Origin of the sequence: Romboutsia sp. 1001285H_161024_C4, from assembly GCF_015550185.1 — a bacterium.
GTDB classification, from domain to species: Bacteria; Bacillota; Clostridia; order Peptostreptococcales; family Peptostreptococcaceae; genus Romboutsia_C; species Romboutsia_C hominis.
Map to the genome: position 1 here is coordinate 324,306 of NZ_JADNAJ010000002.1, position 13,966 is coordinate 338,271.

12 protein-coding genes and 1 other annotated feature are annotated in these 13,966 nt (G+C 28.5%); of the genes, 11 read left to right on the forward strand and 1 reads right to left on the reverse strand.

Annotation, left to right across the window (positions count from 1 at the left end):
• Nucleotides 1-73: 73 nt before the first annotated feature.
• From mnmA to I1959_RS05120, 10 genes are all read left to right on the forward strand, one after another.
• The gene (mnmA, locus tag I1959_RS05075) at nucleotides 74-1,165 is read left to right on the forward strand and encodes a tRNA 2-thiouridine(34) synthase MnmA (RefSeq protein WP_092924600.1); all 1,092 of its coding nucleotides are present in this window, start codon (nucleotides 74-76) and stop codon (nucleotides 1,163-1,165) included.
• A 133-nt stretch (nucleotides 1,166-1,298) separates the two neighbouring features.
• Nucleotides 1,299-1,515, forward strand: a binding site (T-box leader).
• Nucleotides 1,516-1,580: 65 nt separating this feature from the next.
• Nucleotides 1,581-4,226, forward strand: coding sequence for an alanine--tRNA ligase (alaS, locus tag I1959_RS05080; RefSeq protein WP_166505818.1), 2,646 nt, complete (start codon nucleotides 1,581-1,583; stop codon nucleotides 4,224-4,226).
• A 21-nt stretch (nucleotides 4,227-4,247) separates the two neighbouring features.
• Nucleotides 4,248-4,505 (forward strand): IreB family regulatory phosphoprotein, encoded by a 258-nt coding sequence (locus tag I1959_RS05085; protein ID WP_092924604.1) that lies wholly within the window; start codon nucleotides 4,248-4,250, stop codon nucleotides 4,503-4,505.
• Between the two features lie 9 nt (nucleotides 4,506-4,514).
• Nucleotides 4,515-6,692 (forward strand): hypothetical protein, encoded by a 2,178-nt coding sequence (locus I1959_RS05090; RefSeq protein WP_092924606.1) that lies wholly within the window; start codon nucleotides 4,515-4,517, stop codon nucleotides 6,690-6,692.
• A 53-nt stretch (nucleotides 6,693-6,745) separates the two neighbouring features.
• Nucleotides 6,746-7,171, forward strand: coding sequence for a Holliday junction resolvase RuvX (ruvX, locus tag I1959_RS05095; protein WP_092924608.1), 426 nt, complete (start codon nucleotides 6,746-6,748; stop codon nucleotides 7,169-7,171).
• A gap of 67 nt (nucleotides 7,172-7,238) precedes the next feature.
• Complete coding sequence (locus tag I1959_RS05100) at nucleotides 7,239-7,511, forward strand: DUF1292 domain-containing protein (protein ID WP_092924610.1); 273 nt, start codon at nucleotides 7,239-7,241, stop codon at nucleotides 7,509-7,511.
• Nucleotides 7,512-7,784: 273 nt separating this feature from the next.
• Nucleotides 7,785-8,672: an LCP family protein gene (locus I1959_RS05105; RefSeq protein WP_166505817.1), complete on the forward strand. Its 888-nt coding sequence runs from the start codon at nucleotides 7,785-7,787 to the stop codon at nucleotides 8,670-8,672.
• An 85-nt stretch (nucleotides 8,673-8,757) separates the two neighbouring features.
• Entirely contained in the window at nucleotides 8,758-9,195 is a 438-nt protein-coding gene (locus I1959_RS05110) for a Fur family transcriptional regulator (protein WP_092924614.1), read from the forward strand.
• 250 nt (nucleotides 9,196-9,445) lie between these two features.
• The gene (locus tag I1959_RS05115) at nucleotides 9,446-10,249 is read left to right on the forward strand and encodes a motility protein A (RefSeq protein WP_166505816.1); all 804 of its coding nucleotides are present in this window, start codon (nucleotides 9,446-9,448) and stop codon (nucleotides 10,247-10,249) included.
• A gap of 2 nt (nucleotides 10,250-10,251) precedes the next feature.
• Nucleotides 10,252-10,989 carry a flagellar motor protein MotB gene (locus I1959_RS05120; protein WP_092924619.1) on the forward strand — a complete coding sequence of 246 codons (738 nt, stop codon included), beginning with the start codon at nucleotides 10,252-10,254 and terminating at the stop codon, nucleotides 10,987-10,989.
• A gap of 149 nt (nucleotides 10,990-11,138) precedes the next feature.
• Here the strand turns inward: I1959_RS05120 and I1959_RS05125 are convergent, their stop codons facing one another.
• Nucleotides 11,139-11,912, reverse strand: coding sequence for a metal-dependent hydrolase (locus I1959_RS05125; RefSeq protein WP_092924621.1), 774 nt, complete (start codon nucleotides 11,910-11,912; stop codon nucleotides 11,139-11,141).
• A gap of 356 nt (nucleotides 11,913-12,268) precedes the next feature.
• Here I1959_RS05125 and I1959_RS05130 point away from each other — a divergent pair, with 356 nt between their 5' ends.
• Nucleotides 12,269-13,942 (forward strand): ribonuclease J, encoded by a 1,674-nt coding sequence (locus I1959_RS05130; protein ID WP_092924623.1) that lies wholly within the window; start codon nucleotides 12,269-12,271, stop codon nucleotides 13,940-13,942.
• Nucleotides 13,943-13,966 lie beyond the last annotated feature (24 nt).

Below are 13,966 nucleotides of genomic sequence, written 5' to 3' on the forward strand. Positions count from 1 at the left end.
ATTATCCTTTTAAAAAGTTATAAAAATATATATAATAAAGAGATAAATGTAATTAACAAAAGAAGGTGACGTTATGAAAAAAAGAGTTATGATCGGTATGAGTGGTGGAGTAGATAGCTCTGTTGCAGCATATCTTTTAAAAAAGCAAGGATATGATGTAATAGGTGTTACTATGAAACTATGGCAAGATGATGATGATGAACTTATAGAAAATGAAGGTGGATGTTGTTCATTAGCAGCTGTTGAAGATGCTAGAAAAGTTGCTGACAAGATAGGTATACCTTTTTATGTATTAAACTTTAGTGATGTATTTAAGGAAAAAGTTATAGAACCATTTATAGATGAATACTTAAATGGAAGAACTCCTAATCCTTGTATAGCTTGTAATAAGCACATAAAGTTTGATGACTTCTTTAGAAAAGCTCGTCAAATAGGGTGTGATTATGTAGCTACAGGACATTATGCGAAAATAGAAAAAGATGAAGAAAATGGAAGATTTTTACTTAAAAAATCAGTTACGGATAAAAAAGACCAAACTTATGCTTTATACAACCTAACTCAAGAACAGTTAGAACATACTTTACTTCCTATAGGAGATTATGAAAAGGATAGAGTTAGAGAAATAGCAAAAGAAATGGGCATGGATGTTCACAATAAGCCAGATAGTCAAGAAATATGCTTTGTTAAAGACAATGATTATGCTGGATATGTTAAAAAACATTCTAAAAAAAGAATTGAAGAAGGATTCTTTGTAGATACTAAAGGAAATGTATTAGGAAAACACAAAGGTATAATAAACTATACTATAGGTCAAAGAAAAGGTCTAGGAATAGCGCTTGGTAAGCCTATGTTTGTTGTTGATATAGACCCTGTTAGAAATACAGTTGTACTTGGAGATAATGAAGATATATTTAATAAAGTATTAATAGCTAAAGATGTAAACTTTATATCAATAGATGGTGTAAAAGAAGACGAACCTATAAGAGTTGAAGCTAAAATTAGATATTCAGCTAAGCCATCACCAGCTACTGTATACAAGCACGGAGAAGATGCTATAAAGATAGTATTTGATGAGCCACAAAGGGCTATAACTAAAGGTCAATCAGTTGTTATGTACAACGGTGATGTTGTAGTTGGCGGAGGAATCATAGACTTAGCTTTATAAAGCTATTTTATTAATAACTAAGATAAAATTACAAGTATTTGTGAAACAATATGAATATAAATTTATATGTGTAGCAAAATACTATTGATTATTTCAACATAATTTAGTAATATAATGTAATAAAACAAATATATTAAATGCAGTGAAAAGAAATAGTAAATTAATTGAAGCTTTACAGAGAGAGAATATTGGTGAGAGTTCTTATGATAGATTAATTGAAGCAGTCTTTGAGTATCGATTTTGAAATAATAGTATGAATCGACGGTAGTTCCGTTATAACTTAAGGTTTTCCGAAGATACTGAATATTCAGTAAGTAGGGTGGTACCGCGAGAATAAGCTCGCCCCTATACTATGTTATAGTGGCGAGCTTTTTTATATGCAAATTTGTAATACATAATTAAGGAGGATAAAATAATGCAATCAATGGGATTAAATGAAATAAGAAGTAAATTTTTAAACTTCTTTGAATCTAAAGGTCATTTAGTGCAACCAAGTTATTCACTAGTTCCACAAAATGACAAAAGTTTATTATTAATAAATGCAGGTATGGCACCGCTTAAAAACTACTTTACAGGTGCTGAAGTACCACCAAGCAAGAGAATGTCAACTTGTCAAAAATGTATAAGAACAGGTGATATAGAAAATGTAGGTGTTACAGCTAGACATGCTACATTATTTGAAATGCTAGGTAACTTCTCTTTCGGAGATTACTTTAAGCATGAAACATTAAAGTGGGGATGGGAATTTGTTACAGAACATTTAAACATACCTCAAGATAAAATATGGGTAAGTGTATACTTAGAAGATGATGAAGCTTACGAAATATGGGAAAAAGAAATAGGTATACCTAAAGAAAGAATAGTTAGACTTGGTAAAGAAGATAACTTCTGGGAAATAGGTACTGGTGCTTGTGGTCCTTGTTCAGAAATACATTTTGATAGAGGTCCTGAATATGGGTGTGACAATCCAGATTGTAAGCCAGGATGTGATTGTGATAGATACTTAGAATTCTGGAATCACGTATTCTCTCAATTTAACAAAGATGAAGATGGAAACTACAACCCACTTGAGCATAAAAACATAGATACAGGTATGGGTCTTGAAAGAATGGCTTGTATAATGCAAGGTGTTGACACTATATTTGAAGTCGATACTATAAAGCATATATTAAACTCTGTTGAAAAAATAACTAATACAACTTATGGAAAAGATGCTAAGAATGATAAATCTATAAGAATAATAACTGACCATATAAGAAGTGTTAGTTTCTTAGTATCAGATGGTGTACTTCCATCAAATGAAGGAAGAGGATACGTTCTTAGAAGATTACTTAGAAGAGCTGCTCGTAATGGAAAATTACTTGGAATGAAGGAATCATTCTTATATAAATTAGTTGACGAAGTTATAAAAGTAAGTGGAGAAGCTTACCCAGAGCTAGTTGAAAAGAGAGACTATGTACAAAAAGTTATAAGAATAGAAGAAGAAAAGTTTAATGAAACTATAGATAAAGGTATAGAAATATTAGCTTCTTATATGGAAGATTTAAGAAAAGAAGAAAAGACAGTATTAAGTGGAGAAAATGCATTCAAACTATACGATACTTATGGATTCCCTGTTGACTTAACTAGAGAAATATTAGAAGAAGAACATATGACTATAGATGAAGAAGGATTCCATGCTGAAATGGAAAAGCAAAGACAAGCAGCAAGAGATGCTAGAGGAAATATGGACTCTGTAGCTTGGGAAAAAGATGCAGTATCTCAATTAGATAAGTCTATATGCACATCATTTGAAGGATATAACAACTTAAATGAAGAAGCTACTGTTAAGGCAATAGTTAAGGATAATGAAATAGTTGAAAGTGTTGAAGCAGGTGATGAAGCTATAATAGTACTTGATAAAACTACTTTCTATCCAGAAGGTGGAGGTCAAGCAGGAGATAAAGGTACTTTAGTTAATAAAAATGAAGATATCGTAATAGATGTTGTTGATACTAAAAAAGGTCCAAACAATACTATAAAACACATAGTTGTTGTAAGAAGTGGTAAAATAAATGTAGGAGAAACTTTATTTGTTAAAGTAGATAAAGAAAGAAGAATGGCTTGTGCTAGAAACCATAGTGCTACTCACATACTTCATAAAGTATTAAAAGAAGTATTAGGAGAACATGTTAATCAAGCAGGTTCTTTAGTTACAGAAGATAGATTAAGATTTGACGTAACTCATTTTGAAGCTATAACTAAAGAGGAAATAAAAGTTATAGAAGAAAAAGTAAATGATATAATATTTGATGCTTTAGATATAACTTGTGAAAATATGAGTATAACAGATGCTAAAAATAAAGGTGCTATGGCTTTATTTGGAGAAAAATATGGTGATGAAGTAAGAGTTGTTTCTATGGGAGATTATTCTATAGAACTTTGTGGAGGAACTCACTTAACTAACACTTCTCAAATAGGAATGTTTAAGATATTATCTGAAGGTGGAGTAGCTGCAGGAGTTAGAAGAATAGAAGCTATAACAGGTAAGGCAGTTTACAACTACTTAAATGGAAAAGAAGATGTAATAGCTAATGTTTGTTCAAGCTTAAAAACTAAAGAAGATAGCTTAACTACAAGAGTAGTAGCTTTATTAGAAGAAAACAAAAACTTAGCTAAAGAATTACACGATGTTAAAACTAAGATGAGTTTACAATCAATAGAATCAGTACTTGATTCAAAGGTTGATGTAAATGGAGTTAACTTAGTTACTGCTAAATTCGAAGGAATGGATATGAATACTTTAAAAGAAGTAGCAGATAACTTAAGAGACAAATTACAAAGTGGAGTTGTTGTTTTAGCAAATGTAGCTGATGATAAGTTAAATCTTGTTGTAACTGCTACTAAGGATGCAGTAGATAAAGGAATACACTCTGGAAATATAGTTAAATCTATAGCAGCTATAGCTGGTGGAAAAGGTGGAGGAAGACCTAATATGGCTCAAGCTGGTGCACCAGATGTAGAAAAAGTAGAAGAAGTATTAAATGGAGCTAGTGAAGTTGTAAAATCTCAAATAAAATAATTTTAATAAGGGGGATTTAACATGAATAATAATTTTGATAGTACTGTGAAATTTGAAGGATTTGAATCTGAAAATATGAGTATTAGTGATACAATAAAATTTGTATATCAATCACTAGTTGAAAAGGGGTACAATCCTATAAACCAATTAATAGGATATATCTTATCAGGTGATTCTAGTTATATAACTAGTCATAACAATGCAAGGGCTGTTATAAAGAGATTTGAAAGGGATGAAATACTAGAGGAAGTAATAACACATTATCTAAATAGAAAGTAGGTCAATCTTATGAAAAAAAAGGTTGTATCAGTGTTGATAACATTAATGATACTCCTAGTTTCTATTCCAAAATATAGCTTTGCCGATGAACACGGCAAAGTTATATTTATTAATATGAATAGAACTAATTTAAATACTATGCTAAGTGTACCAACTCTTAAAAAAGAATTAAAAAATAGGGGATATGTTGCCCTTATGAATATAAGAGGCGATGGAGGTACTGATGATAGAAGATCTTATGCTAGTATGGGTGCAGGAGGAAGAGTTAATGTATCTGCACAAGAGTATATAGATTTTCAAGAGTTAACTAAAGAAAATGGAAAAGTTTTTAAATCCGTAACAGGTAAAGAACCAAAGGCAATAAACAATATAGATATAAATAAATCTATAAATGATAATATAGAATATGGCCAATATGGATCAATGCTAGGTGCCCTTGGACAAACATTATCTGAAAATAATTTAAAAACAGCAGTTCTTGGAAATAGTGACAAGATTGAAAATGGAGAGCTTGTAAAAAATAGAAATATAGGCTTAGTTGCAATGGATGAGTACGGAAGAATAGATGGTGGAAACATTGATAATATTAATGTAAAAGATGAATCTATGCCGTATGGAATAAGAACAGATTATAATAAACTTATAAAAGAAACTCAAAAATATTACAATGAAAGTGATGCTATATTTGTTGACTTAGGAGATACATATAGATTAGATCAATATAGATTATTCTTAAATGATAATACATACAAAAGTATGAAGGCAAATATAGTTAAAAATATAAATAAATACCTTAAAGAAGTATTTAATATGGTAGGAGAAAATGATGTTGTATATATAAGTAGTGCATTTCCAAATGATCTAGACTACAAAAACAGAAGAAGATTATCTCCTATAATAAAGTTTGAAGGAAATAAAAAAGGATTGTTATCATCAGCAACTACTAGAAGAGAAGGAATAGTTGCTAATATAGATGTTGGTGTTGATATCTTAAATGAATTTGGACTTAAAAATAAAAATATGGTAGGTAGAAGCTATGAATTAATTCAAAAGGATGATAACATAGGTTATATTCAACATGAATTTGTAAAAATGGTTTCAGTATCTGACATAAGAGCAAATGTAGTAAATACATTTGTTGGTATAGTGTCAGCTTCTTGGGTAATAGGAATGATTGCTATATTACTTAGAAAATATGTACCATACAAAGAACGAGTATTTAATGTATTAAAAGAGCTTATAAAATTAGGGATAATAATGCCACTAGCACTACTTCTGGCACCTGTATTTAATTTTAAGACACCTATGACTATAACAGCTGGGATAGTACTTACTACACTAATTCTTTATATATTAGGTAGAAAGCTATTTAAAGATGATATAAAGCAAATGGGATTCTTTGCTTTAGTAACTATAATTGTTATAGTTATTGACTCCGTATTTGGAACATATTTAATGAGAAACAATATAATGAGTTATGATGCTATAATAGGTGCAAGATACTACGGTATAGGTAATGAATATGAAGGAGTAACAATAGCAAGTGCTGTATTTGCTATGGCAGTGCTTCTAAATTACAAAAAAATACCTAAGTGGTTAGTAGCCCTAATGAGTATAGTAATACTAATAACAAGTGCATATCCTTCTATGGGAGCCAACGTTGGTGGTGCTATATCTGAATCAGTAGCATACTTATTATTTATACTACTTATATATGATGTAAAATTAGACTTTAAAAAGGTTATATTACTAGGAGTAGCAGCAGTAGCTGTAGTTGTAGCCTTTGCAGTATTAGACGTAGTATCAGGAAGTGAATCTCATTTATCTGTATTTGTAAATCAAATACTAGTAAATGGACCAGGAGCTATACTACAAACATTTGGTAGAAAGATACAAATGAATATGAAGTTAGCTCAAACTAGTGTATGGGTTAATATATTACTAGCAGGAATATTTATAATTGCTATGTTTATATTTAAGCCACCTAGACACTTTAGAGACATAGCTAAGAAATATCCTATATTATTTAAAGGATTTATTGCATCTATGGTAGGATGTATAGTTACACTTTTAGTTAATGACTCAGGAATAGTAGCAGCTTCAACTGCATCAATATACATACTTATACCAATAATAATTATAAGTATAAATATGATAATATTTAACAAAGAAGACAATAAAAATTAAACCATAAAGGTCAGGTTAAAACCTGACCTATCTTAAAATTTAAGGAGAAAAAAATGCTAGACGGAAGAATAATGGGACTTGATGTTGGTGATAAGACTATAGGAGTTGCAGTTAGTGACTTAATGGGTCTTACAGCACAAGGAGTTAAAACAGTAAAGAGAATAGGGAAGAAAAAAGACATAGAAGCATTAAAAGAAATAATAAAAGAAAGACAAGTAACTAAGATAGTTTCAGGGTTACCTAAGAATATGAATGGAACATTAGGTCCACAAGGTGAAAAAGTAATAAAGTTTTGTGAATTATTACAAGAAGAAACGGGAATAACAATAGAATACTGGGATGAAAGATTATCAACAGTAGCAGCAGAAAGAACACTTATACAAGGTAATGTTAGAAGAGAAAATAGAAAAAGTGTTATAGATATGGTAGCTGCTGTAATAATACTTCAAGGATACTTAGATAGACAAAGAAATTTTTAAAATATATATAAATTAACTAGTTTATGATATATAATATAGTTAATAAATAGAATTAGAGGTGGATAACATGCAAGAAAATATAATAAACTTAATCGATGAAAATGGCCAAGAAAGTGCTTTTGAAATAATATTAACACTAGAAGCAGAAGGAAAAGAATATGCTATATTAGTTCCTTTAGAAGAAGAAACAGAAGAAGCTTTAGTATTTAGAATTGACCAAGATGAAGAAGGCGAAATATTAGTTCCATTAGAAGATGACAAAGAATATGAAATAGTTGTTGATGTATACAACACATTAATGGAAGAAGAAGGATTAAACTTCGACGAAGACGAAGAATAATAAAAAGACTACCTAGCAATAGGTAGTTTTTTATATATTAAGGTATTATAAACTATTTAGTTTTAGGATAATTTATAGTAGTTTAATATATAAAATTTAAAATATTTTACTGATACTTAGTTTGAGAGATTGATGCAAACATAAGTTAGATAAGATATATAATTGGTAAAATGAAATATTTCGTCGATACGTCGCTTAAGCATAGTAAATTTTTTGAGTAAAAATATAATAGTGAGGCAAAATATTTACAAATAAGAATAAGGAGTAATGATAATGAAAAAATTTATATTATGTCTTTTTATAATACTTATTTGTATAACACAAAAGATTGACTCATTAGAAAATAGTAGTTTAGAAAATAGTAAAAATGATATTGAAAATATACTTCTAATTGGGACAGATAGTTCAAATACTAATAAACCATCAAGGTCTGATTGTATGATAATACTAACTATAGATACTAAAAATAAAGCTCTAAGGCTTACGTCCCTAGCCAGAGATACATTAGTTAATATACCTAATATAGGATATGAAAAATTAAATCATGCATATGCTTATGGTAAGGAAAAACTACTTTTAGAAACAATAAATAATAATTTTAATTTAGATATAAAGGATTATGCAGTAGTAGATTTTAAATCATTTATAGAAATAGTAGATACTATAGGAGGGGTAGAAGTAGACGTTAGTCAAAAAGAAATAGAATACCTTAATAAAACTATAGAAGTCTGTTATGATTTAAATTCTCAAAATGAGGGTAATATAAAGTATATAGACAAAGTAGGAAATAATAAATTAAATGGATACCAAGCTCTTGCTTATGCAAGAATAAGGAAGATGGATACCATTTATAAGCGAGATGAAAGACAAAGAAAAATATTAACTGATATAGCAAACAAATTAACTAATATACCTTTAAAAGATTATCCAAAGGTTATAAGTAGTGTAGTTAAACATATAGATGTAAATATATCTATTGATAAAATATTTAAATTAGCATTAATATCTCAAAAGTTAGCTAATTATGAGATAAAGCAATTGGAGTTTCCAGTAGAAAAGTATAGAGATGAAGGTATAAGCAATGAAAGTAAAAAGTATGTTATAAAGTGGGACAAAGAAGAAAATCTGAAAATTCTAAATGGTTTTATATATAACAAATAAAATGTCTATAAATTATTGACAAAATGGCCATTATCAAATAAAATAATTAATAAAGATTATCAATTGAAAACAAGGGTGATATTATATGAATACAATGGAGTTATTAAAAGATAAATTAAAAGAAACAGGATTTAAAATAACACCACAAAGAAGAGCAATAGTTGAAATACTTATAAAAAATACAGATAAACATTTAAGCAGTGAAGAAATATATGATTTAGTTAGAGTAGATTGTCCTGAAATCGGATTAGCAACAGTTTATAGAACTATGCAGTTATTAGATGATGTTGGGGTTATATCAAAGCTTAACTTAGACGATGGATGTATAAGATATGAAATATGCCTAGATAAAGAAGATAGCCATAATCACCATCATTTAATATGTAAAAACTGTTCAAAGATAATAGAGGTTAAAGAAGATTTACTAGACTCAATCGAAAGACAAATACAAGAAACATACAAATTTGAAATAATGGATCATGATTTAAAGTTTTACGGACTATGTGAAGATTGTTCTAAATAAAAATATAATTATATTTTTTACTAGATAAAAAGGCATCTATCAAAAGATAGATGCCTTTTTGATTATGGATATTTATTAAATGTGTTTACTTAATAATGTATAAAAGCTACATAAGCTATATAAATAAAAACATGTTAAATATATAAAAACATACTTAATATATGATGATAAAAGCCGATAATATAAATTATAAATATTAGAATAGTAAAGCTTTCTAAAGATACAAAAAATATAGAAGGGACATTGAATTATGACTGGTTTAATATCATTATTTTTAGGTTTTGGATTTTTATTACTAGGTTTCATGGGTGAAGGAGGGCATGCTAGTGCTCTTGTTTCTTGGACGCCTCTTGTAATAGTATTTGGAGGAACAATTGGTTCCTTAGGTACATCATTTACTCCTAAACAATTAAAAAATATAGGTAGAATTTTAAAAGTTGCTTTTACTAGAAAATCAGCAGACTTAGTAGAAGTAATAGCATATCTTAATCATGTATTAGACAAAGTAAAAAAAGAAGGTTTTTTAAGTATTGAAGCTGAAGTAGACGAAGAAGAAAAAATGGATCCTTTTATGAAAAAGGCACTTTTATCAGCTATTGATGGGGTTCACCCTGAAGAGCTTAGAAATATGTTAGAAATTGAAGCATCAATGAGTTTTAAAAGACATAAGGTTGGTGCAGCTATATTTGACTCTGCTGGAGGAACAGCACCAACTATGGGTATCGTTGGTACAGTTTTAGGTCTTATACACGTTCTTGGAGGACTAGCAAGTGCAGATATGAATGCACTAGGAGGTAGTATATCGGCTGCATTCTTAGCAACTCTTTATGGACTTGGAAGTGCCAACTTAATATTCCTTCCAATTGGAACTAGACTTAAAAATTTAGGAAAAAATGAACAATTAGAAAAAGAAATTATAATGGAAGGTATAACATTAATTCAACAAGAAGTAAGCTCAACAATATTTATAGAAACTCTTAAAGGTTTTTTAGATAAAAAGGATCAAGCTAAGTTAGAAGAAAGATATTTAGAACACGTTGAATTGGAGGGTTAATCATGCAAAAAAGAAATAGATTTGAAGAAGAAGAAGAGCATGAAAACCATGAACGTTGGTTGCTTTCCTATGCAGACTTTATAACATTATTAATGATATTTTTCATTATAATGTATGCAATGAGTAGTATAAATAAAGGGAAATATGAAAAACTTACAACTGCTTTAAATGAGGCTATGGGTGATGGAACAGCTATAGCAGATACTGGAAGCAATATGGGTGGAGAAACTGGAAATGGCCTAAGTGAAAATGAAAAGTTAGAGAAAGTAAAAGAAAAGTTAGATAAGTATCTAAAAGAAAATAATCTTTCAGGTAGTGTTAATACAACAATAGAAAAAAGAGGATTAGTTGTTAGCTTTAATGATTCATTATTCTTTAATAGTGGTAAAGCAGACGTAAAACCAGATCAAGTTAATAAACTTGTTAAAATAAGTGAGATTATAAATAAATCCTTAGTAAAGGATAGTTATATAAGAGTTGAAGGTTATACAGATAATGTGCCTATGCACAATGAAATATTTAAATCTAACTGGGATTTATCAGTAATGAGGGCTAGTAACGTAGCGCAGATTTTAATAAATAATGGTGGAATAAATCCTCAAAAAATATCAGCAATAGGTTATTCAGAATATAGACCAAAATCTGATAATAATACAGTAGAAGGTAAGGCTAAAAATAGAAGAGTAGATATATTAATATTAAATTCTAAATTTAATGAAGTTGAGAATAATAAAAAGTAAGGTATATGCTCTAATTAACAATTTACATAAGATTATTAGTTTAAATATGATTTAAATAAAAAAGATATTAACACAATTTGTGTTAATATCTTTTTTATTTAGCTAAGTTTTAATACTTTAAGTATTTTTTTATTAAATTATTAAAATAACTAAAAGGGCCATAACATTGATAAATTTAATAAATTAAATTTATTTATTATAGTGAAAACTACTAATGTAGTTAAAATCATAATAAATATTATTTCTATAGCGTTATTTAAAAAGCCACCTACTTTAAAAAATCCTAGAGAAAACTTTTTATCACTAATAGGATATAAAAGAGGAATACCTGATCTTGTAAATAAATCTCCTAAAAATATATGACTAGCATAACTTATAGTTCCAAAAAATGATAAATTTAATATATTAGTTATTAGCTCGATTTGTTTTAATAAAAAATATACTATAATTATTGCAAATATACTGTGAGAAAAACTTCTATGTTTTAGCCAAGGAAATGTGGCAAGCATAAAGCAAAATATAGAAAAGTATATTTTAATATTAACTAAATAAAGACAAAATCCGAGAAGTATAAATATTAATGATATAAATACTTTTCTTAAGAAAGTATGATTAAGCTTTGACTCTATTATAAAAATAGATATAAATGTTATTAATGAGCTTAAAAAAAAGTTATCATTTATTTTAAGTGATATAAAAAATATAAATACATTTATCAAATATATTGTGATTTTTAAAATAAACTTAGAAGTATTCTTTTTTAAAAACATTTCAGATACTATTGAATTTGATTCATCTAAATCTGGTAGAATAGAGAAAAATGCAGATAATATGATATTAAAAATAGATATTGGTATATTAAATAATAATGAGGCTTGAATAACACTTAAAACACCTATAGTACAATGAGTTTTACCCCTCATAAAACCTCCCATTATAATTTAGATAAATATAATGCATATTTATCGCTAAATTTTATTTAATCAATACCTAAATAAAATGCATATTTAAGTATATAATTACAACTTTACTTAATTTGAACAAAGGATATATCCTTGGCGAAATTAGCAAAGCGAATTTTTATTTTATAGTTTGAGAATATCAGAATAATTTGACTTTGTCAAAATAATACAATAAATGTATTTCAAATACTACTTAATTTATTGATGAAATTATGGTACAATGATAATAACTGGTAAAGAGTGCGTGAATCGATATTATTTAAAATTTTAGAACGTGTTGAAATTTTAATAAAAACTGAATAGACATAGAGGAGATGATGCAGTTGTTCAAAAAAAGCGCCAATAAGATAAAAGTAATGGCACTAGGCGGTCTTAACGAAGTCGGCAAAAACATGACAGTTATCGAATACAAAGATGAAATAATTGTTATAGATGCGGGGTTAAGTTTTCCAGATGATGATATGTTAGGGGTAGATATAGTTATACCAGATATAACTTATTTAATCAAAAACAGAGATAAAATAAAGGGTATATTCATCACACATGGACATGAAGACCACATAGGAGCGCTTCCTTATATACTTAAAAAAATTAATGTACCTGTGTACGGTTCTAAGTTAAGCATAGGTCTTATACAAGTTAAGTTAAAGGAACATAAGTTAAATAACGTTAAGTTAAACGTTACTACACCAAGACAAATAATAAAGTTAGATCATATGGATGTTGAATTCATAAGAAATAATCACAGTATACCGGATGCTTGTTCTATAGCTGTTCATACAGATCAAGGAATAATATATCATACAGGTGACTTTAAAATAGACTTAACACCTATTGATGGGGATGTAATGGATATGCATAGAATATGTGAGCTAAGTAAAAAAGGTATACTTTTAATGTTAGCTGATAGTACTAATGCTGAAAGACCAGGATCTACATTATCTGAAAAGACAGTAGGATTAGGATTATATGATTTATTTAGAAAAGCTGAAAATAATAGAATAATAGTTGCAACATTTGCATCTAATATACACAGATTGCAACAAATAATAAATGCAGCAGAAAGATTTGGAAGAAAAGTTGCAGTTTCAGGAAGATCTATGGTAAATGTAGTAGGCGTTGCTAGTGAATTAGGATATTTAGACGTACCTGAAAATATGCTAATAGATCTAAACGATCTTCACAGATATGAAGATAGTGAAGTAGTTATAATAACTACAGGTTCTCAAGGAGAGCCAATGTCAGCTCTTGCTAGAATGGCAAGTTCTGATCATAAGAAAGTGGAAATAAGAAATGGAGATTTTATAATAATATCAGCTCATCCAATACCAGGAAACGAGAAATTAATATCTAAAGTAATAAACTGCTTATTTGAAAAAGGGGCAGAAGTTGTCTATGATGAAGTAGACATACACGTATCAGGACACGCTAAGCAAGAAGAATTAAAGTTAATCCATAGATTAGCTAGACCTAAGTTTTTCATGCCAGCACATGGTGAGTATAGGATGCTTAAAAAGCATGCGGAACTAGCAGAAGAATTAGGTATGCCTAGTCAAAATATATTTGTAAATAAAACAGGAGATGTTTTAGAAATAGATAGAAATTCAGCTAAGGTAACAGGAACTATACAAACAGGAAATGTATTAGTTGATGGATTAGGTGTGGGAGATGTAGGAAACATTGTTTTAAGAGATAGAAAGCATTTATCAGAAGATGGACTTATGATAGTTGTAGTTACTATATCTAAAGAAGAAGGAAGAGTATTAGCAGGACCAGACATAATATCTAGAGGATTTGTATATGTAAGAGAATCTGAAGATTTAATGGATGGAGCTAAAAATGTTATAAAAGATGTATTAAGAGACTGCGAAGATAAAAATATTAAAGAGTGGGCTTATTTAAAAAATAGTATAAAAGAAAACTTAAAAGAATATTTATACCAAAGAACAAAGAGAAATCCTATGATACTTCCTATAATAATGGAGGTATAATTAGAAAAGATTGAATATAATTTA